At 46.4% G+C, this 20,861-nt stretch carries 14 protein-coding genes; 1 reads left to right on the top strand and 13 read right to left on the bottom strand.

Features of this window, described 5'->3' with window-relative positions; genetic code table 11:
* The first annotated feature begins 134 nt into the window (after positions 1-134).
* Positions 135-3,308: an alpha-mannosidase gene (locus NSQ20_RS01040; RefSeq protein WP_051447420.1), complete on the top strand. Its 3,174-nt coding sequence runs from the start codon at positions 135-137 to the stop codon at positions 3,306-3,308.
* A 117-nt stretch (positions 3,309-3,425) separates the two neighbouring features.
* On the opposite strand, the gene NSQ20_RS01035 is transcribed toward NSQ20_RS01040, so the two are convergent.
* From NSQ20_RS01035 to NSQ20_RS00975, 13 genes are all read right to left on the bottom strand, one after another.
* Positions 3,426-4,280 (bottom strand): aldo/keto reductase, encoded by an 855-nt coding sequence (locus tag NSQ20_RS01035; RefSeq protein ID WP_340031623.1) that lies wholly within the window; start codon positions 4,278-4,280, stop codon positions 3,426-3,428.
* Between the two features lie 165 nt (positions 4,281-4,445).
* Positions 4,446-5,690, bottom strand: a complete 1,245-nt coding sequence (locus NSQ20_RS01030) for a macrolide family glycosyltransferase (protein WP_340031622.1) — start codon at positions 5,688-5,690, stop codon at positions 4,446-4,448.
* Between the two features lie 181 nt (positions 5,691-5,871).
* Positions 5,872-6,321, bottom strand: coding sequence for a hypothetical protein (locus NSQ20_RS01025; protein ID WP_127546376.1), 450 nt, complete (start codon positions 6,319-6,321; stop codon positions 5,872-5,874).
* A gap of 383 nt (positions 6,322-6,704) precedes the next feature.
* On the bottom strand, positions 6,705-7,958 hold the full coding sequence (locus NSQ20_RS01020) for a mechanosensitive ion channel domain-containing protein (protein WP_340031621.1): 1,254 nt from the start codon (positions 7,956-7,958) through the stop codon (positions 6,705-6,707).
* A gap of 116 nt (positions 7,959-8,074) precedes the next feature.
* Complete coding sequence (locus NSQ20_RS01015; RefSeq protein WP_036616261.1) at positions 8,075-10,879, bottom strand: AAA domain-containing protein; 2,805 nt, start codon at positions 10,877-10,879, stop codon at positions 8,075-8,077.
* 132 nt (positions 10,880-11,011) lie between these two features.
* On the bottom strand, positions 11,012-11,653 hold the full coding sequence (locus tag NSQ20_RS01010) for a polysaccharide deacetylase family protein (protein ID WP_036616259.1): 642 nt from the start codon (positions 11,651-11,653) through the stop codon (positions 11,012-11,014).
* A 186-nt stretch (positions 11,654-11,839) separates the two neighbouring features.
* Positions 11,840-12,715 carry a carbohydrate ABC transporter permease gene (locus tag NSQ20_RS01005; protein ID WP_081746063.1) on the bottom strand — a complete coding sequence of 292 codons (876 nt, stop codon included), beginning with the start codon at positions 12,713-12,715 and terminating at the stop codon, positions 11,840-11,842.
* A gap of 15 nt (positions 12,716-12,730) precedes the next feature.
* On the bottom strand, positions 12,731-13,600 hold the full coding sequence (locus NSQ20_RS01000) for a sugar ABC transporter permease (RefSeq protein ID WP_036616257.1): 870 nt from the start codon (positions 13,598-13,600) through the stop codon (positions 12,731-12,733).
* Between the two features lie 147 nt (positions 13,601-13,747).
* Entirely contained in the window at positions 13,748-15,061 is a 1,314-nt protein-coding gene (locus tag NSQ20_RS00995) for an extracellular solute-binding protein (RefSeq protein WP_036616255.1), read from the bottom strand.
* 153 nt (positions 15,062-15,214) lie between these two features.
* Entirely contained in the window at positions 15,215-16,981 is a 1,767-nt protein-coding gene (locus NSQ20_RS00990) for a response regulator (protein ID WP_036616252.1), read from the bottom strand.
* Entirely contained in the window at positions 16,972-19,002 is a 2,031-nt protein-coding gene (locus NSQ20_RS00985) for a sensor histidine kinase (protein WP_036616249.1), read from the bottom strand. The genes NSQ20_RS00990 and NSQ20_RS00985 overlap by 10 nt, the downstream gene beginning before the upstream one ends.
* 638 nt (positions 19,003-19,640) lie before the next feature.
* Positions 19,641-20,003, bottom strand: a complete 363-nt coding sequence (locus NSQ20_RS00980) for a hypothetical protein (protein WP_036616245.1) — start codon at positions 20,001-20,003, stop codon at positions 19,641-19,643.
* 107 nt (positions 20,004-20,110) lie between these two features.
* Entirely contained in the window at positions 20,111-20,818 is a 708-nt protein-coding gene (locus NSQ20_RS00975; protein ID WP_340031619.1) for a uracil-DNA glycosylase, read from the bottom strand.
* Between the last annotated feature and the right edge of the window lie 43 nt (positions 20,819-20,861).

Here is a 20,861-nt window from a genome sequence, read left to right as displayed (position 1 = left end):
TTTTCAGCATACAATACGTAGTTTCGCCCATTTCTCTTTTGTTATGATAGAGTTGATATGTTAGCGCTTGCAGTATTTTCGCCCCAACAACGACTACAGCCTGTACTTACTACAAACCAAGGTGGGAAACCAACATGAAAATGAATTCCTTATATACTCGAATCCATACCATTGTGAAACACTTGGAACGTGCACGACTAACCTCAAAGACATATATCCCTGAGCTTTATCATAAAGAAAGTGGATACCACTCCTGGGAACTGGTGCATGAGGACCCTTCCTCCTGGAACGTATTCCGTAAGGGTGATGGCTGGGGTGGCAAAGATGTACACAGTTGCTTCAAAACCCGCATTCGAATCCCGGACCATCTGGAAGGAAAAAAGGTCGTATGTACCATCGTTACTGGTGCTGATGACATCTGGAATTACGATAATCCGCAATTCTTAGCATTCCTCAATGGGGAACTGATCTGCGGTCTAGACGTGAACCATACGGAAATTGACCTGACACCCGCTGCGGCAAAAGGTGATGAATTCGAACTGGCATTATATGCGTATTGCAGTACGTCTGCTGCGGATGTTTTTCTAAATGTATATATCGCCGAGCATCATCAGCAAGTCTCCGATTTGTATTACGATCTCAAGGCTGCGCTGGATGCTGCGGATCTGTTGCGTGAGGATGATCTGGAGCGCCTGAAGTTGGTCGAACATCTGAATAAAGCCGTGAATTTGCTGGATTTGCGTCAGGAAAACAGTGCAGAATTCCATGCGTCGGTACTGGAAGCGCGCCGATATCTGCAAGATCATGTCTATGGTGATATCCGCCCTGCCGGTGATCACATCCCTACCGTGCACTGTATCGGACACACGCATATCGATGTGGCATGGCTGTGGACGCTGGATCAGACTCGGGAGAAGGTCATTCGTAGCTTCGCGAGTGTATTGTATCTGATGGACAAGTTCCCGGAGTATACCTTTATGTCCTCTCAGCCCCAGCTGTATGCATACCTGAAAGCAGACTACCCGTCCCTATATGAAAAAATCAAAGAAAAGGTGGCCGAAGGCCGCTGGGAAGCGGAAGGTTCAATGTGGCTGGAAGCCGATTGTAACCTGATCTCGGGTGAATCCATGATTCGTCAGATTATATACGGGAAACGTTTCTTCAAGGAAGAATTCGGTGTGGAGAACCGTGTGCTCTGGTTGCCGGATGTATTTGGTTATAGTGCAGCGATGCCGCAGATTATGCGCAAGAGCGGCATTGATTATTTTATGACAACCAAAATTGCCTGGAATGATACAAACCAAATTCCAAACGATACGATGTACTGGAAAGGAATCGACGGATCAGAGGTCCTGACCCACTTTATCACAGCAACAGACTATGACAAACACCCTGATTTCAGGCAGCGTCGCTTCGAAACGACCTATAATGGACGATTTAATGCTTCGCAAGTGAAAGGTACATGGCAGCGATACCAGAACAAAAACATCAATGCAGATGTGCTTCAATGTTTCGGATTTGGAGATGGCGGCGGCGGACCAACCGAAGAGATGCTGGAGCATGGCAGACGACTCGATGTCGGATTGCCGGGTGTACCCGCGGTGAAACGCACCTTTGTACGCGAGTTTTTCGAGAAGCTGGAGCAAAATCTGGCTGATGTTCCTTCCGTTCCTCGCTGGTCGGGTGAGCTGTATCTGGAGTATCACCGGGGTACCTACACTTCCATGGCGCGCAACAAACGGTATAACCGTCATAGCGAATTTGCGCTGGCCGATGCCGAACTATATGCCATGATTCATCGTCAGGCGAATGCACATGCGGCCTATCCAACCGATGCACTGGAGCATGCGTGGAAGCTCACGATGCTGAACCAGTTCCATGATATTCTCCCGGGCAGCTCCATTGAGCAGGTATATGTGGATTCCAAGGAGCAGTATGAAGAAGTTCTGCGTGTCACGGATGAGCTGAAAGACAGTGCGCTGAACGGCATTGCAAGCCAAATTACATCTGATGGCGAAGCCATTGTAGTATTCAACACGACCGGATTTGTACGGACGGATGTGGTTGAACTGCCTGCTTTTGCGAGAAAAGTAACCGTCTATGATGGAGATCGCCCTGTACCAAGCCAGCGGACTCCCGAAGGCGGACTTGTGTTCCTTGCAGAGAACGTGCCTGCATCCGGGTATAAATCCTTCCGAATCACACCAGATCTGACAGACGAGCTTGTTGCGGGCGTATCGGTTGCACAGTGGGAAGCAGATCGGCGCCACATCCATACACCTTGGTACAATATTCACCTGAATGAAAGTGCCGAGTTCACATCCGTATGGGACAAGCTGGAGGGCCGTGAGCTGCTTCAGTCTGGCAAGCGTGGTAACGTGCTGCAAGTGTTCGAGGATCGACCTGCGGAATACGAGGCATGGAACATTGACGATTATTATGAACAGCATATGTGGGAGATTAATGACCTGCAGTCGCTGGAGTGGGTTGAAAGTGGGCCGGTACGTTCCGTGCTTCAAGTGAAGCGACAGTTCCTGGACTCGGTCATTGAGCAGACAATCATCTTCTACGCGCATACGCGCCGGATTGATTTCCGTACGTTTGTGGACTGGAAGCAGGAGCATTTGCTGCTGAAAGCCGCTTTCCCGCTGGATATCTGGAGTGAAAAGGCCGTCTACGAAATCCAGTATGGCAACGTTGAGCGTGCTACCCACCGTAATACGAGCTGGGATCAAGCCCGGTTTGAAGTATGCGGGCAGAAGTGGGCCGATCTGGCGGAGAACGGGTACGGTGCTGCTCTGCTGAACGACTGCAAATACGGATATGATATTCATAACTCGGTGATGCGACTGTCGCTGATCAAGAGCGCAACGTACCCGAATGAAAATGCCGACAAAGAGCAGCACGTATTCACCTACGCGCTCTATCCGCATCAGGGCGACTTCCGTGAAGGACGTGTCATCCAAGCTGCTTATGATCTCAACCGTCCGCTGGTTGCCCGTGAAGTAAGTCCGCAAACCGGTACGTTGCCGGGAACATGGTCAATTGCATCGGTCGATCAGGATAATGTCGTGCTGGAGGTTATCAAAAAAGCCGAGAACAACGATGATATGATCATCCGAGTCTACGAAGCACATGGCCGCCGCAGCCGTGCTTCCCTGCAATTGCCTGAGGGAGCAGGTGCTACGGCGTACGCGTGTGATTTGCTCGAGAATAACGAAGCGGAATGCGCCGTGGAAAATGGTCGAATTTCTTTTGATATCAAACCGTATGAGATTCTGACCTTCCGTATCCCTGCTGAACAGTAAACAGAAATTACGCAACATGAAAAACTGCAACATTGCTTAATATGCTTCAACAATAAAGCAATAAAGGGCTGCCTCCTGTCATATCTGACATGAGAGCAGCCCTTCATTTGTCGTTCTTTAAAATTCTTCGTACTCGCTTGGGTCCTGATCCCACAAACGTCCATCCGGACGATTAAATGCAGAGATGACCTGCATCTCTTCTGTGCTCAACTCAAAATCGAATATATCGATATTTTCCTGTTGATGCTGCAAGGAGCCGGCTTTCGGAATGGGAATGGAACCCAGTTGAACATGCCAGCGCAGAATGATCTGGGTTGGCGTTTTGCCATGCGTTTCCGCAATCCGAAGAATGTTCTCATCCTTCAGAATATCCTGTACGGCATCATTGCCACGTCCAATCGGACTCCAGGATTCGTTCACGATGCCATGCTTCGTATCCTGTTCCCGCTGATCGGCTTGGTCAAAGAACGGATGCAGCTCAATCTGATTCAGACTCGGCGCTATCCCCGTTTCCTTAATCAGCCGATCATTGTGCTCAGGCAGGAAGTTGCTGACTCCAATGGATCGTATATATCCACGTTTTTTGGCTTCGATCAGTGCTTGCCATGCCTCGACATACATGTCCTTTTTCGGATTGGGCCAGTGAATCAGATACAGGTCGTAATAATCCAGATCCGCTCTGTACAGGGATTCCTGGATCGCCACAAGTGCTTTATCATGAGCGTGATAACGCCCCGGCAGCTTCGAGGAAATGAGCAGTTCTTCTCTGGCGATGGAGCTTTGTTTGATTGCTCTGCCCACCGTTGCCTCATTCTCATAGTTATACGCCGTATCAATTAATCGATAACCCGTATCCATTGCGGACGCGATCGATTCAACGCCTTCTTCACCTTTTAAACTATAGGTACCAAATCCAATTGCAGGCACTTTCAAGCCATCGTTCAATGTATATTCCGGAATTTGATGATTCATCTGAAGACTCTCCTTTGCAAAAGGTATACGAACAATATGGTAAAAATAATGCCCCTCTCCGTTTATCTACCCCTCCATACGCGCTTGAATCAATTGGAAGTCACCACTCCGTTTTAGTCGGGTGACGGCTTCCTCTTCTAGCTCTCATGAAGAACGCTCTCCTTTTCATTCAAACGAAGAGATGGGCGTCGCCGATAACGGCTGATTGCCTATAAAGTTCTTAATAGCCATAGCAGCCTGCTTATACCCGCCAGCATCGCGTAACGTTTTCCCAATAACCTCAGCATGCTCCTTGTAGGAGGCATTACCGAGCACTTCTAATACTGCGTTTCTAAGCACATCGGGTGTAAGGTTATTTTTGTCCACGATGACCCCTGCTCCCAACTCCTGTACCCGGCCTGCTACACGCGGCTGATCCGATGTTAACGGAAGCATGATTAATGGTACATTGTAATACAAAGCTTCGCTGGTACTGTTCATGCCTGCATGGGTCAGAAAAGCATCTACACACTGCAACACTTCCAGTTGAGGGACATAGGGTCTTATGATGAAATTGTCAGGAATGAGATCAGCAATGGGCTCTATATCGGTATCCTTCCCAGAAGATAATATAAACTGCACAGGCAAATTACGAAAGGCCGTAAAGCAAAGCTTATAAAAATCAAGATCTTTATTTAAAATGGTTCCCATCGAAATATAAACGACCTGCTTATAAAGAGCATGCAGAGATTCATTTGCAAAAGCTGGCGCATCCTTGCGTGGGATAATGGATGGGCCGGTGAACACAAAGCTGTCGTCCAGCTTGTCCCCCATGGGTTGAAAATAACGACTTGTATAGACAATCTTCAGTTGTCCTGAATGCCCTGAAAGTTCCGCCAGGGAAGGTACAGCCACATCGAACTGGGAAGCTATTTGCTGGGACATTTCCACGATGCTATTATATAGCTCCTTGACCTCCTCCGTATCATCCTTCAGTTGATTGTCTGATCCAAGAGGCTCCACAAAAACAAAGGTGCTGGTTGAGCATACCGTTGGTATACCTAGCTTCTCACCTAGAATTTGTCCTCCCCAGCCTATGATGGAGTCAAAAATGATATAATCGTAGGTTTCATGTTCGATCAGATTCAGAACATCTGGAATAAACCGTTGAATAACTTTTGCCAATATCATATATAAAAATTGGTAAGGATGCTTGAGTTCAAATGGCTTCATACCAGGGTTGTTGAGCAGGGTTGCCTCGTTGAAGGAATAGGCCTTAAATTGTGCACCTAACGCTTCAATCTTCGTCCGGTATTTTTCGGTACAACAGTAAACCACTTCATCACCGTTCTCTACCAGTTCCTTGATTAATCCAAGCGACGGATTGATATGGCCTTCTGCAGGGATCATCACAACTAATACACGTGCCACGGCACTCACCTCCATTAAATTTTCCAATGCACTCAAGTGGGGGATATGGTAACCCATTCTTCCAGACCATTGGCTTGAATAAATAAAACTCTACTACCTCATTGAGGCGGTAGAGTTCCTATTCATGAGACGGAAGCATTAAAGTCTACGATACCTAACGTTTTTTACTCTCACGAGCTGGTCACGGCACCCAGACATCCCTTTTATAAAAGGTTACGCTGTAAGCATCGGTATCGCTGTATCGTCCATCTTTGCTTATCACTTTAAAATATACATTATTGTAGTCGACAAGAACCGTATCCGCTCCTGACGTATTCGTAGAAGAAGCAACCAAATTTCCAGCGCTGTCATAGGCGTACAGATCGTAATCATAGCCGGAAGGAGAACCCAGCACGACAGATTTGCCATGCCCTCTGAATGTAAAGTAGTCTACATCTGTCGGAGAAGATAGATAAGACCAAGCACTTCCACCCCAGTAAGCCGGACCGTAGGGAGTGGCCACCGTTTGCGTTGGGATTTTATACGCGCTGCTCAAAGTGTCATTCGACTCGTAATTATCCGCCAAGGCCGTACCCACAATCGATCCTGATAAAAGCGTCACCATAATAGCAGAATACAATGTTTTCTTCATTTCATTCTCCCTCCATTTCTTATGAAAGTTAGCACGCCAAAGAGACTTCATGCTTTTCCCCTCGTTCTTAGACACGCCTGCTCAGAAAAAGTTCCAAATCACTCCTTTCAAAATATGGAATTAATTAGATTATAATGTAAAGAAATACATATTGTCTACTTGTTTTTGCAGACATTCTGTTTTGTTATCTTGCACTGAACCCTATCCCATGAACTGACCGTCAGTCTCATAAATAAAACATTTGGATGTGTTCCTGTGATTTTAAAAATTAGCCAACTTACCAACACTCGACGTGTTCTCACCCTTGGCCAAATTGGAGGGGCATCCAAACGTAAAAACGACCACCAATATGGTGGCCGTCACATCTATTTTGATGAATCCTCTTAATACTCTCGCGAGTATTGTTTATCCTCTTTCAGTTGCACGATATCATGTCCGGTTGGATTCTGGAAGGCCCGTAGTCCAAATGTTGACGCCACCGCGAAGATATGGTCAAAGATATCCGCCTGAACGTTCTCATATACACCCCAGTTGATATCATTGCTGAATGCATAGATTTCCAGAGGCAGCCCGCGATCTTCCGGTGCTAATTGTCGCACAATCATCGTCATATCTTTATTGATTTTTGGATGATTCCTCAAATATTGATGGATATATTCCCGGAATACACCGACATTTGTCAGTTGTCTGCCGTTCACGTTGCTTTCGGTATTCACCTCGTGCTCCAGGTTGTACGCTTGAATTTCCTTTAATTTTTCCGTGACATAATCAGTCAGGTAGTGGATTTTCTCAAATTCAGCCACCATCTCTTCCGTACAAAAACGGATACTGCTGATATCAATGTAGATACTCCGCTTAATTCTTCTGCCGCCGGACACCTGCATGCCTCTCCAGTTACGGAACGAATCTGAAATGAGGGCGTAGCTGGGAATCATCGTAATGGTTTTATCAAAATTCATAACCTTTACCGTATTCAAAGTAATGTCGATGACGTCACCGTCCGCATTATACTTTGGCATCTCGATCCAGTCACCAACACGCACCATATCGTTTGACGATAGCTGTACACCGGCCACGAGGCCCAGGATTGAGTCTTTGAATACGAGCATTAATACCGCCGATAACGCCCCAAGTCCACTAAGGATAATGAGCGGGTTCTGTCCGATCAGGCTGGAAATGACGATAATGCCCCCGATAATGAACAGGACAATCTTGGCTACCTGAATGTAACTCTTGATTGGGCGAATCTTAGACACCTCATAGGTACGATAGATATCATCGAAGACATTCAGCAGAGCATTCAGAACCGTAATCATAATAACAATCATATAGGTCATTGCTGATTTTTCAATTATGGCCTGATAGGGCGAGAAAATATAAGCAGAATAATAGATTATAATGGCTGGCACAAGATGCGACAGCTTCTGAAATAGATTTTTCTGAACCACAATATGGCCCCACTTGAAACGGTTGTTACTTACGATACGATGAACCGTCTTCAGTACCACTCGCTTAGCAATCACATTTGCCAATATCGAGATCACTGCTATAAAAATAATCATAATGATGTTTGAAAGATAACCAATGGAGGGTCCACTCATGCCGAGTTCTTCTAGTTGATTTCTGATAAAGTCCATTGTTTCCTCCTGACATAATCTAGTTTAGCCTATTATTATAAAGTAGATCAGGATGGTAAGCAAAAATACGCGTAAAACTTTTTTCAGTTTCTCGACCCCTGCCATGGATATAAAACTTACTCAAGATCGGTCATACCGTTCAATAAATTTATAATTTTCTGTTCCTCGCCACTCTCATTTGTCTTGAACCTTGCCAGAGTGAGTCCGAATTTTCTGAAAATAGCTTCTTTAATTTCATCCCTTTTTATCTGATCGGGTTTATTTTCATGAAATTCAAAGCCGTTCACTTCAATCGCCAATGCAAGTGATCGATCTAGCTTGTGATAAATCACAAAATCAACAGAGGAGCGATGCTTAATAAATTTCCGCTCCTCCTCGTTTAAACGATCAAGATCCATGAAAATGTTCATTAGGTATACCTGACTTGATAATGTAAAATCCTTAAACCGCGGCTCTTCCAGTATTTGAGTAAGAAGTGCTTCCATTAAGTTCTCGCTTTTGTGCCTTGAGTTATTATAATGGCTCGCACGATTTCGAAACTCTCGAAGTTTCTCCGAATATTCCCGATATAACAGATCAAAAATGGATACAATCTCACTCTCCACGACATTGTCATCCAGTGTGCTGTATTCCATATAACGCATAAGGTCTCCCACTTCATTCCCATATTTGTGGAATGCAGAATGATCTGTCACCAGAATAAACTGACGCTGGGCACGTGATACAGCAACGTTAATCAAGTTAGGATTATTAACAAATTTCATTCCCATATTCCCCAACTTGGTCCGATCCAGAACCGTTGACATAATCATAGTATCCTTTTCTCGACCTTGATACCTGTGAATCGTGTCGCTTTCAATATTGACTGTAAAATGCTGAACTGCTTTCTCCAGCTGTTTGCGATACGGTGTTGTGAAGCCGATATTTGAAGGAATGTCAACAACATCCAGCCCTGCCTGAAGGATTTCCTGCTCAATAACTTCAAGTTCCCTTGAATTAAACCTCCCCTTCTTCCCATGTGTCAATTTTCTCATATGGTTTCCCATTGCTGTTCTATAGATCATAAGTGGAGAATCAGACATTTGTGGATCAGTGAACGTAATTAAATCACCATTGTAATATTTCCTGTTACAGAATTCTATAATTGCAGGATGACAGCGATAATGTTCTCGTAGTATTACGCTTGGGAGGGTATCACCATACAAAGCCAATAGGGAAGATAATACATTATGTTCAAAATAATCATATGCACTGCTCATATCAGGATATAAGCTATTTTTGAGTTTCTCTTTAATTTTGAGATCAACAATATGAGGTAACTGCTTCGTATCCCCCACAATGATGGCATGTTTACAACAGGACAACGCAAGCGCTCCTGTTAACAAGTCAACTTGTGATGACTCATCTATAATACAATAATCAAACATATAGTTAGGGGGCACACAGTTTCTCAATGAATGTGTCGTACTAAGCACAACAGGGTAGTTCTCAATAAAATCTTTAAACAAATTTAAATGAATATACGATTTCTCATTTGATTGGATTACGGAGCGATTATGGTATTTCTTATGTAACTCAAGTCTAAAAAGATTTTCGGAACAGTGCTGATGATCATCCAACAGGTCCTGATAATTGTATGATTTCAGTTCCTCCTCAATCTTCAGAATTTGATTTGAAAGCTCTTCTATTTTCAAAACATAGAACTGCCTTTGGTAATTCAGAATGACATCATGCCCTTGCTTTCTCAACCTCTTAAAATCTGTAAAACCATGTTTAAAAAATAATTTGAACGGATAGAACAACTTGTATTTTTTCTTTATTTCTACAGCAAGAAAACTGTCCTTCATAAATTCCAAAATTTTATTTGGAGTTTGTTTGTAGAATGATAATTTTTCAATATGAGAGACATCTTGTCGTGCAAAGTAATGCTCAAAATGCTCCTGCTCAAGCAAATATGCTGAGAGCTTCTGCTTACACTGTGCTTTTTCTCGATCCATTTCCATCAAACGGTGTATCTGCTTGTCAAGATTCTTAATTCGATCTCTACACTCTGACTCCGAGATATCAACATCCCAATCTGACATGTTCACCTTCGGTAAATTTGCAAAAAACTTCTTTTTATTCTCTTGCTTCCCCAAACTGGCCACAAAGAAATGATATCCTTTTCGTTCCAGCTTCTCTTGTACGTTTAGGACAGCTGCATTGTTACTGGAAACAACAGCAACCTTCTTGCCTTGCATTATTGCCAGATTTGCTATGATATTCAAGATGGTTTGGGTTTTACCTGTACCAGGCGGACCTTCAATGATGCTGATGTTGCTAGTCAATGCATGCTCAAGAGCTTTCTTTTGACTCAAGTTAAAACTGAAGGGAAAAACAGGGTCTAATGTTAGCATCTTTTCCTGCTTTATCGGTTTTTTCTGGATAATCTGTCCTAGGACACTATTCGGATCGACATAGTTCAGTTTGGCAAATTCTTTGGAAAGAAACGATTCTTTATCCTTATGTGTTCCCAGTTCCTCTACTTCATCTTTATTTTTTACATATGTTGATATTTCACGCCAGTATTCTAAAATAAATTTGGCCTCCGGCTGACTCAATACATTTTGCTCAAATCGAATGCGATCCTTATCATAGACACGCGTACTTGCATTCCCAAAACATATTCGAATTTTAACACCGAAGTCCCAAACACGCTTAACATTGTTAAACGGTACGTCATCGTGATAAATAGCTATGTTATCTCCTGGTTCTTGAATGTATGGCTCCTGAAAAATAAGCACATCTTGAGTGCGGTAGTTATACTCTATATCTAAATTTCTGTATATAATCTGTACCCCAGAAGGACCCACCTTATAGTAGGAAACCTCCTCTGTCTTTTCTTTACCTTTAATGATAATCATTATTTTATCCAGATCCATAATAGCCTCACTATTTTCATATTGTTATGGTAACTATAGTTAAGCTTCTATAAACTAGCAACATATTCCTTTTTTGTACTTCTCCCAAACAAAAAAGGACCCTATCATTCAAAGAATGATGGGCCCACTTGATTATGTCGTCTTTATATCATGCTCACTAGAAATGTCTAACAACTCACTCACCGTCACCAGACGGTACCCTTCCGCGACCAGTTCATCCACCAGCACACGAACCGCCTCCACCGTCTGGGAACGATCCCCGTACCCGTCATGGAATATGAGCACGCTGCCGGGTTTCACTACAGACCGGGTATGCTCCAGAATGTGCTCAACGCCGGGATTGTCCCAATCCCTTGCATCACCGTTTACCGCACCAATCGTCCGATATCCACGCTCCGCCGCCAGAGACAGTATATCATCGTTTATGCCAAAATACGGCGGGCGGAAGCAGCGGGCAGGTTGCCCCGTAACTTCTTGAACAAGATTTTCTGCGCGTTGCAGCTCCTCCCCGGCTTCCTCCAGCGTCAACTTGGTCAGATCCGGATGCGTGTACGTATGGTTGGCGATCTCATGCCCTTCACGGTGCACCTCCGCGGCAATCTCCGGGTGAGTCTCCATCTCTTGGCCAATCATGAAAAACGTCGCACGCCCACCGGCACGCCGGAAAATCTCAAGCACTTGAGGTGTATACACCGGATGCGGCCCATCATCAAACGTGAACGCCACAACTTTTTTTCGAACTGACTCCTGCTCTACCATCGCGATATTGACCATAAATAATGACCCCTCTCTGCAACTGCCTGCTACATACCCCCTTATTATTCCATGACCACAGGCTCCGGTCTAGTCCAGAGATCACACCTTGCGAAATCCCAAATCAAGCCGATATCCACCAGAAAGAGAGTACAGCGCACGAGCAGCAAGCCCTTCTACCGCCACGCCCTCCAGTCCAGCCTCCAGCTAACCTTTGATTGCACCTGCGATCATACTCTTCTGCACCTGTTTGTTCAGCAGCAGATAGATGACCACCGTTGGCACTGTCGTAATCATCAGTCCAGCACCAATGATACCCCATTGCGTAATGTACGTTCCCACCATCGACATCATACCCACCGTCAACGTCTGGTAAGCCGTGTTATTGATAAACGTAACTGCAAACATCAGCTCATTCCAGCATGACAGAAATGTGAAGATGGCTACCGTTGATATAGCCGGGGTTACCAGAGGCAGGATAATGGAGAAAAACGTCCGGTATATGCCGCAGCCGTCGATAACCGCCGACTCCTCCATCTCTCTTGGGATACCTTTGAAAAAACTGCCCAGAATGAATACAGCCATCGGAATGCCAAATGCCACATAGGGAATGATCAGAGACCAGTAACTGTTGAGCAGGCTCAGATTCTTCAAAATAATAAACAATGGCAGCAGCGCCGCATGAATCGGCACCATCATGCCCAGCAAAATAATCGTCATCGTCAACCCGCTGAGCTTCCAGTTCATTCTTGTGATTGCGTATCCCGTCATGGAGGACAGGATCAGTACCAAGACAATGGAGGCCGCAGTAACCAGCACACTATTCATAAAATAGGTCAGCACATGGCCATCGGACATTGCTTTGGTGTAGTTGCTCCACAGAAACGCTTTGGGCAACCCGGCCACATCACCGCTGAAAATCTCACTGTTATCCTTCAGGGAAAACAGCGCCAGCCAGATGAGCGGGTAGATCTGCACAATCGCAACGAGGATCAGAAACGCTTGCAGGAACACTTTCCCGATCGGTCCGGAGATGGACCTCGGCTTGGGCTTTTTTTGCAACATGACTTCTACGCTACTCATGCCTTATGCCTCCCTCTACTCCGTTTTGAACAATGAATTAATGAGGATCGTACACACCAGACACTCCACAATGATAAAGACCGAGATCGCACTGCCATATCCGTACCGGAACGTATCAAAAATGGTAGCGTACATCAGCGTGCTTGGCACTTCAGTGGTGTAAAATGGCCCGCCACCTGTCAGCACATAGATCAGGTCAAACACCTTGAATGCACCGATGACCGAAAAAACAAGGCTTACCTTCAGAATTGGCTTCATCAGCGGGATCATAATGGACCACGCCGTCCGAATACGGGAAGCACCATCCATTCGAGCCGCTTCGAGCACATCCTGAGACACGGACTTCGCACCTGCATACATCAGCAGCATGTGATACCCCACGTACTGCCACAAGGTTGGAATAAAAGATGCCGCCAGCGCGGTGTCCTTCTGCCCCAGCCAGTCCTGCGCCAGGTTGGATAAACCGATACTTTGCAGCAGCACGTTCAGCAGGCCGTAATCGGCATTGTAGATTTTTGACCACAACTGGGCAATAACCACCGTTGAGATCAACACCGGGATGAAATACACGGTCCGGTAGAAGCCTTCCCCCTTGACGTTGGACGCAAGAATCAGTGCGAGCACCAGCGAGATCGGCAGTTGAATGAACACCGAAGCACCCGCGAATAACAGGGAGTTCTTGATCGAATTCAGCACACGGGTATCCTTAAACATCTCTACATAGTTGTCCAGGCCGATAAATGTACCCCTGCCTACGCCGTTCCAGTCCAGCAGACTGTAATAACTGGAGACAAAGATCGGAATGAGCACAATGCCGCAGAAGAGAATCAGTGTGGGCAGTACAAAGACGGCTATCGTACCTTTATTGGAAAATACAGAGTTCATTGTTGTTCTCCTCTCAAAGGCGTGACCGGGATATTCCGGACCACGCCTTGTTTGGGTTCATCTTCATTGTTAGCAGGCTTCAGCTTGGCAAGCTCACAAGCGTACACATGTAAGGATTACAGTTGCGCACATATTAACCTGCGCGACCTACAGGCTCAGCTCTGTTGGTTTGAGCTGTGCCATCTGTTTGCAGAACTCCTCCGGTGTTACATCGCCGGCAAGCAGCTGGGCAATCAAGTTTTTGTGCGCTTCGGCAGACTCCGCTGGCAGAATGTTATCCCACCACGCGATGAATGAGGTCGCCGTTTTCATAATATCTGCCGCAGACAGATCAAGGGAGGACAGGCTGGATGTGTCGAGTGCATCTGTTTTCCAGCTTGGCAGACCGGCTCCAGCCAGGAAACCTTGTGTACCAAGCTGCTCGCTCAGATACATGAGGAATTCCACGGCTTCCTTCGAATGCTTGGTATTCTGGTTGATGTAGAAACCATCGACGGCTCCGCCGAAGATTTCGGTATTTGTGCCTTTGCCATCCTCAAACACTGGGAACGGAATCACTTTCACTTTGCCTTTGACTGCGGAGGACGGGTCCTCAATTCCTGCATTCACCCAGTTGGCCTGGAACATCATCGCCCCGTTGCCTGCATTAAATGCCCCAAGCATCTCGTCATAGCTCATGCTGAACATGCTGCTGTTGAACGCTCCTGCTTGCGCGAGCTGCTGCATCTTAGTCGCAGCGGCTACAAAGTCGGGCGAATCCCACTTTGACGGATCTTTGAAGGCTTCCATCACGGCAGCATTGCCTGCCTGACGCATCGCAATAATGTCGTACCAGTACATGCCCGGCCAGCGGTCCTTCTCTCCAATCACAGCCGGTGTGATTCCTGCCGCTTTCAGCTTGGAGACTGCATCCAGTAGTTCGTTATAGGTGGTCGGAATCTTGGCACCCGCCTGCTCGAACAGTTCTGTATTCACGTAAAGATTGGCGATATGTGTGTACACGGGCAATGTGTAGATTTTGCCGTCCATATTAATGGCCTCAGCCATTCCCGGGCCCATTCGTTCTTTGATATCGTCCGTCAGGTAACTTGAAATTTCCAGCACATTGCCGGATTTGATGTACGGCTGCATGAAGCTGCCGCCACCCATGCCATAGAACAGGTCTGGCGCCTCACCAGCCGCAATCGATGTTTTGACTTTGGTTTTATACTGTTCTCCTGTCGTGCCCGTACGTTCAACCTGGATGTCCGGATGCTCGCTGTTCCATTTCTCAACAATCTCGGGCAACAGCTTGGCCGAAGGATCGGTATTGCCAACCGATTGATCCCATAGCGTCAGCTTGATCTTGCCATTACTTTCCCCCTGTGTACCACCGGACGAACCGGATGAACATGCCGCCAGACTGCTTACAATTCCCAGAGTCAGAATTAGACTTGCTGATTTTTTTAATAGCGCTTTCATCTCTATGGACCTCCCTATGTGTTTTAGTTCGTTCTAGCCCATATTTTAGGCGAACTGTGCGTTGTTCTCCATTTAGAAAACAGGCATCGATTTGTAATATTCGAACATATGTGGAATTGGAACTGGTAATGTGGGGGTTTACATTCTCGTTGTTCAGGTTTTTACATTCCGATATTCGTTCATGGACCGACCGATATGTTTTTTGAACAAGACGCTGAAATAATGCGGGTCCGGGATGCCTACCTGCTGCCCGATCTCATACCCCTTTAAATCGGTCTGCTTCAGCAACGTTTCGGCCTTTCTCATACGAAGCTGCGTCATATATTCCACAAATGTCTGCCCGGTTTCTTTTTTCATCAGCCGCCCCAGATGGCCCGAACTTACGTAAAAAGCAGCCGCAGTGCTGGAAAGCCCCACTTCCGCATTGCCCATGTTCTCTTCAAGATAAGCCATCACCCGGTCAATCAGATTGCCTTCCTTGGCCTGTCGTTTGGCTTGTATGACATCTGATACCGTGCGGACATGCTGCTCCAGCATGCTTTTTAGTTCAGGCAGATGACCTGCTGTAAAAATGGCCGCAACGGCCTCTTTGTTCAATGCGTACTCTCCCTCAAGCTGTTGCTCTATGGCGGCACGCTGGCACTCCGTAACCACATCCATGGCTGCCATCCGAAACTGTGAAACGTCCGAGAACGGCACAGACAGCATCCGCTCCAGCAACAATACGGCTTCTTCCCCCGCACCAACACTGACGTAAAATTGCAGTTGTTGGAGCAACTGAGCATCCGAGTGGTAGGGCCTCTTTCCGCCTTCGATGACCAGATCCTCGAAGCAAATGACCTGATTTTTCCCCACAAACGCCTGATAATCGAGTGCGCGACAAGCTTCCCGGTATCCCACACAGGCCCTTCCCCATCTTGATTTCCATTGCCCAATCCCTACGGTCACATCAACTTCACACCCTTCGAGCTTAAGTGTATGTTGAAGTTCTTCCTGAAGCTGCTGTACCTGATCGGCAAATTCCGTATCCGCACCAAGCGAGAGTACAACTATCCGGTTATGTGGGTCCATGACGATAATGGTTTGCGAATCCTGCGGATAAAATGCCTGCACCTGCTTCATGCCTACCATGCGCAGCAAAATATGTATTTCCTCAGCGGGTTGTCGATGGGCCTCAGTCTGATGCTGGCTTAATTGGGGCTGACCATGTTGTTGTTGGGGTCCTCGATGTGCTTCATGTGTTTGGAGTGTTTCGGGTGTTTGGTGATATGGTTCGGACAGATGTGGATATACCTCTGGTGCAGATATCTTCGCTTGCGGTACAGCAACCTCCACCTCCATTACTGCGATGCGTAATCCTGGTTCGCCAGACGAGATAGGAATGCCGAAGAAACGCCCCTTCTCTTGTAGTTCATCCTCAGGTATCACATCACTTAACCATTGATTTACAAACCTCTCCCTGAGATAAGGCAAACTCTGCTTCATCTCCTCCCGCAGCTTCATCAGCTCGTACTCACGCCCCATCTCCTGCTCGATTGCCACTCGCAGCTTCGTCGTAACCTGTAATAACTCAGAAGCACGGATGGGTTTCAAAATAAAATCGGATATGCCCAGCTTCACACTCTGACGAGCATATTCAAATTCATCATGTCCCGTCACAACCACGATTTTTATGTTCGGGTAACGCTCCATGAGGATGCCACTTAGTTCAATGCCGTCCATCTTTGGCATGTATATATCCGTGAACACGATGTCCGGACGCAACAGTTCAACCTGATCCAAAGCCTCTGCAGCGTCGGAGGCCTCGCCAATGATAGTCATGCCTTGCTGCTCCCAATCGATACGCATGCGCAGCAGATTTCGGATGAGGTACTCGTCATCCACAATCAATACCTTTAATGGTTCCACAGTTAGTTCCATGATTCATCGGCTCCCTTCGGGATCGTTATGATAATGGTTGTTCCTTTTCCAACCTCGCTCTGCAGCTTGAGTCCATCTTCTCTGTCATAAAAAATGCGAAGCCGCTCCATCGTCCCCCATAAGCCAAAGCTTGGATTGTGTTTAGCGTTATAGGTAGGGCTAGAAATATTAGATGAGTTTGAGCGATTAGATGAGTTAGAACGGTTAAACCTGTTCATTTCTGTGCGTTGAATCTGCTGTACGTCTTCCCCGGACATACCGACTCCGTCGTCAGTGATCGTTAGAAGTACCCCCTCCTTGGATCGACGAGCTTGAATGCGTATCGTGCCTGGGCTGCCTTTGGGACGGATACCATGATAAAGAGAATTTTCCACCAGCGGCTGGAGCACAAGCTTGGGAATCATCACCCGTTCACAGCCCGAATCGATATCGTACTGCACCTCAAATACACCGGGATATCGCACCTGCTGGATCGTCAGATAATTGCGTACAATCTCAACCTCCTCGTGCACCGTGATCAGTTCATGGCCTTTGCTGACACTCAGCCGATAATAACTTCCGAGCGCTTCTAACAGCTCACATACCTTATCATTCATACCCGACATCGCCAGGGAAGTGATAGAATCAAGTGTGTTATATAGAAAATGTGGCTTGATCTGCGCCTGAAGTGTATTCAGCTCTGCTCGGCGGATCGTCTGCTGCTCCTGAATGATGCGTTTCAGCATCTGGTCAATCTGCTCAATCATTTGGTTGTATCCTCCATATAGCTGTGCGAATTCGTAACTGTTCAGCTCAACCGTCACTTTGCGGAAGTTGCCACTTGGCGCTTTCTGCATGGAGCGAAGCAGCTTGTGAATCGGCTTAATGACGCTGCGCGAGATGATGAATGAACTGACAAAAAAGACAGTCCCGTTTACCGCCAGTAGGATCAGCGCAAGCAGCACCATGGATTTATTGCGGGTATCGGTAGCCTGGTATGGGCTCATGCTGATGAATTTCCACTGATCATCACCAGACGAACGATAGGTAACCGCATATTCCTGACCACCCGATTGCAAGGTGATGAAGCCGGAGGATTGCTCTTGAAATGTTTGTTTTAACTTGGCCTGATTGGCCTCTAACATCTCGTACATCCCTTCCTGTCCAGAAGCCGCAGATATGGATTCGCCGGATACAGCAGGCACGGACTTCTTTCCATCGGTAGCGTTGGTTGCAATCACCCGCTGATGCTCATCCAGGATGGCCACCTGAAATGAATCCGGTGCAGACAGGTTGGCATAGGCCTGAGCGATTGATTTGCCTTTGATGTTCATGACCAGAAATCCAAGCGGAGACGTATCATCCAAATCCCGAATGAGGCGAATAAACGACACCACCTCTTGCCCATCATTCTCCCCCATTGCCGAAACTCCGCTGTCGTTGTTGCCACTATTCAACCTGAGCAGATATCGTCCGTTGTGCTTCAGTGCCTGTTCGTACCACGGCGCTTCCTTCACATTCGCTTCCATAAACGTGGGCCATTCCTGTGTACCAACCGAGAATCGGTGCCCCGAATTATCGTAAATATATACTGAATCGATAATTGGAACCGCTTGCATAAGATTGGTTAAATACGCGCTGACCTTGGACTGTGTCTGTAAATTGGAGTACACATTGCCCTGCCGCAGCAGGTTCTGCAAGTTGGGATCGGAGAAAATCATTTTCGAATAATTGTTCACGTTCTCGATCATCAGATTAACGTTGGTCTCAATGGATGTAATCGTCTGTAGTGATGCTTCATTGATCTTTCGCTGCGCATCATTTTCCGAGATTCGATTCAAAACCAACGCACTAAACGCCACCGTTAGCAGAATAATGACAAAGTAGGCAAACGGAATTTTAAAAGCCAGCGTCTTGGGCTTGCGTTGGATAAACTCTTTGAAACGGGGCGTCCAATTGTTCTTCATTGCACTGGTGTTCGCTTTTGCATTTGCGTTTGCTTCTGCATCGCTCTCAATATCTGATTGGGCTGTTGCTTTCACTTCTATTTTTCATCCCCTTCTGTTACTTCTCTTGCTCCTTCATCTGTTGTTGCATCTTTGGCTCTTTGATTCACTGTGACCCTCCTTTGGTTCCGATGTGTGATGGGTTTATCGGTTGTGATCGGATGACCTGTTGTGATATCCACCACTCTCTCGGATTTTATACAATTGTATATTATAGGACTGTGCATGGAGGAGGCTCAACTCTTTTTATCGCTTGGATATAGCTTGACTGAGTGAAGTGAAATGAGGCTTTGGGGATCTGATCGTGGTGAATGCTGCGGGTAGGGGCCCCTAATTGGAGCCGCAAGAAGTACTGCTTTATAAAATGTTGGAGGTACAGATAATAAGTTGTGGTTTGTGCCGGGTGGAGAGAGAAGCGGGGGAGAGACGGAGGATCTGAGTACACAAAAGAAGATGGTAAACGTCTACCTTGATATGGCATACTTTTGAGCAAGATTACAATATCTACGGGCATAATCTTACTACTTACAGAGTGTTGATCGAGTGGTTAAGGCTGGGGAGTCCAATTATGGTCTTCTCGTATGATGAATTTAAGTGGGGAAAATGTTGGGGGCAAACTGCCCTCGGGCAGGACAAGTACAGAGTTCGTTATGGTAAGAAACAGCGAATCGTGATCAAAGCGAGAATTCGGTAACGCCTTTTTTGGAGGCATATTTCAGCGTGTAGCTTCCTTCTGTGCCATATGGCATCGTAGCGATTTGGATGCGGGTATAATCCAACCGACTCTCTCTCAGCACTTTTTTAACTAGCGCTATGCTCCGATCTTCATCCGTTACCACACAGAAAATGTTCATTACATATTCCTTCGGATCAGCCATACGGCTGCCCAGGTCACATCCATCCACCTCTCCCAACTCAGCTTGGGTCAGAACGGTTTCCAGATATTCCATCACCTTCTCCTTCAACCAATGATCTCGTTTGCTGCCCTGCGCGCTCTTCAGCGGATATTGCACCACAAGCCAGTATTTTTCATTCATTCAGCTTCACCAACCAATCTTTATATGATAGGGCAATACGTTATGTGGAGGGCACTTGGACGATAAAAACGCATATGTCAGCCTTACATTTCTCCAGTTCAAAATGGCTAGATCATTGACCTTACTGCTTTTTGGAATTGTACTGCCCTTCCATTTGCAGGATGGGGAACATGGTGATGTTTAATGAGATGGGAGCTTAACGTGTCTGCTGACTTTCTGCCAATAGCCACGATGTGAGCATCAGGATTCAGTTGCATAAGCTGTCTGGCAAACGGCAAACCATCCTCCAACTCTGCCAAAGTCGGCGTACGATTCGTCATCCTGTTTTCGGCAGATTGATATGGATGAAAGGGATAGATGTTCCAAAATATAAAGTCCGTTGGTTTCCACCTTGAACTGGATAACACTTCACCCCATATAATGGATGCTGTCGGTTCTGCGAAACCATACAGTGCCTGACTTCGGTTAGATTTGACGATATTGGGCAGGCTTGTTCGAACACCCGGCTCACCTGCAAAAATCATCTGGTGATTCACCAGCGAGTGATTCCCGGTAACCATTCGCTCGGACGTCAAAGGTACGCCGGAGAACCTCGCCCCTTGATAGCCCACGGCTTCAGCAATAAAAATGTACCGAGCCTTGGATATTCTTGGTTCCAAATACCTGACCAAATGTTCAGAACGAATCTCCACCGCTTCGGGGCCGATATCATAGCCCGTCACATAATCTCTCCAAGGATTAATCACATTTACTGGCGAGACATATGCTTGCACCCCTGCAACAAACTCGCGGATCTGCTGCTGCGTTTGGCTCATGCTTCTTTGCCTCCTTTGGGAGATACAGAGTATATCGGGCTAG

The sequence above is a fragment of the Paenibacillus sp. FSL K6-1122 genome (genome assembly GCF_037977015.1).
Classification (GTDB): Bacteria; Bacillota; Bacilli; order Paenibacillales; family Paenibacillaceae; genus Paenibacillus; species Paenibacillus amylolyticus.
This window is presented reverse-complemented; position numbering and strand designations above follow the sequence as displayed.

What these genes read in the sequence shown, in the direction of transcription:
- NSQ20_RS01040 (WP_051447420.1), top strand. Translation starts at nt 135, where the DNA reads ATGAAAATGAATTCCTTATATACTCGAATCCATACCATTGTGAAACAC.
- NSQ20_RS01035 (WP_340031623.1), bottom strand. Translation starts at nt 4,280, where the DNA reads ATGAATCATCAAATTCCGGAATATACATTGAACGATGGCTTGAAAGTG.
- NSQ20_RS01025 (WP_127546376.1), bottom strand. Translation starts at nt 6,321, where the DNA reads ATGAAGAAAACATTGTATTCTGCTATTATGGTGACGCTTTTATCAGGA.
- NSQ20_RS01020 (WP_340031621.1), bottom strand. Translation starts at nt 7,958, where the DNA reads ATGGACTTTATCAGAAATCAACTAGAAGAACTCGGCATGAGTGGACCC.
- NSQ20_RS01015 (WP_036616261.1), bottom strand. Translation starts at nt 10,879, where the DNA reads ATGGATCTGGATAAAATAATGATTATCATTAAAGGTAAAGAAAAGACA.
- NSQ20_RS01010 (WP_036616259.1), bottom strand. Translation starts at nt 11,653, where the DNA reads ATGGTCAATATCGCGATGGTAGAGCAGGAGTCAGTTCGAAAAAAAGTT.
- NSQ20_RS01005 (WP_081746063.1), bottom strand. Translation starts at nt 12,715, where the DNA reads ATGAGTAGCGTAGAAGTCATGTTGCAAAAAAAGCCCAAGCCGAGGTCC.
- NSQ20_RS01000 (WP_036616257.1), bottom strand. Translation starts at nt 13,600, where the DNA reads ATGAACTCTGTATTTTCCAATAAAGGTACGATAGCCGTCTTTGTACTG.
- NSQ20_RS00995 (WP_036616255.1), bottom strand. Translation starts at nt 15,061, where the DNA reads ATGAAAGCGCTATTAAAAAAATCAGCAAGTCTAATTCTGACTCTGGGA.
- NSQ20_RS00990 (WP_036616252.1), bottom strand. Translation starts at nt 16,981, where the DNA reads ATGGAACTAACTGTGGAACCATTAAAGGTATTGATTGTGGATGACGAG.
- NSQ20_RS00980 (WP_036616245.1), bottom strand. Translation starts at nt 20,003, where the DNA reads ATGAATGAAAAATACTGGCTTGTGGTGCAATATCCGCTGAAGAGCGCG.
- NSQ20_RS00975 (WP_340031619.1), bottom strand. Translation starts at nt 20,818, where the DNA reads ATGAGCCAAACGCAGCAGCAGATCCGCGAGTTTGTTGCAGGGGTGCAA.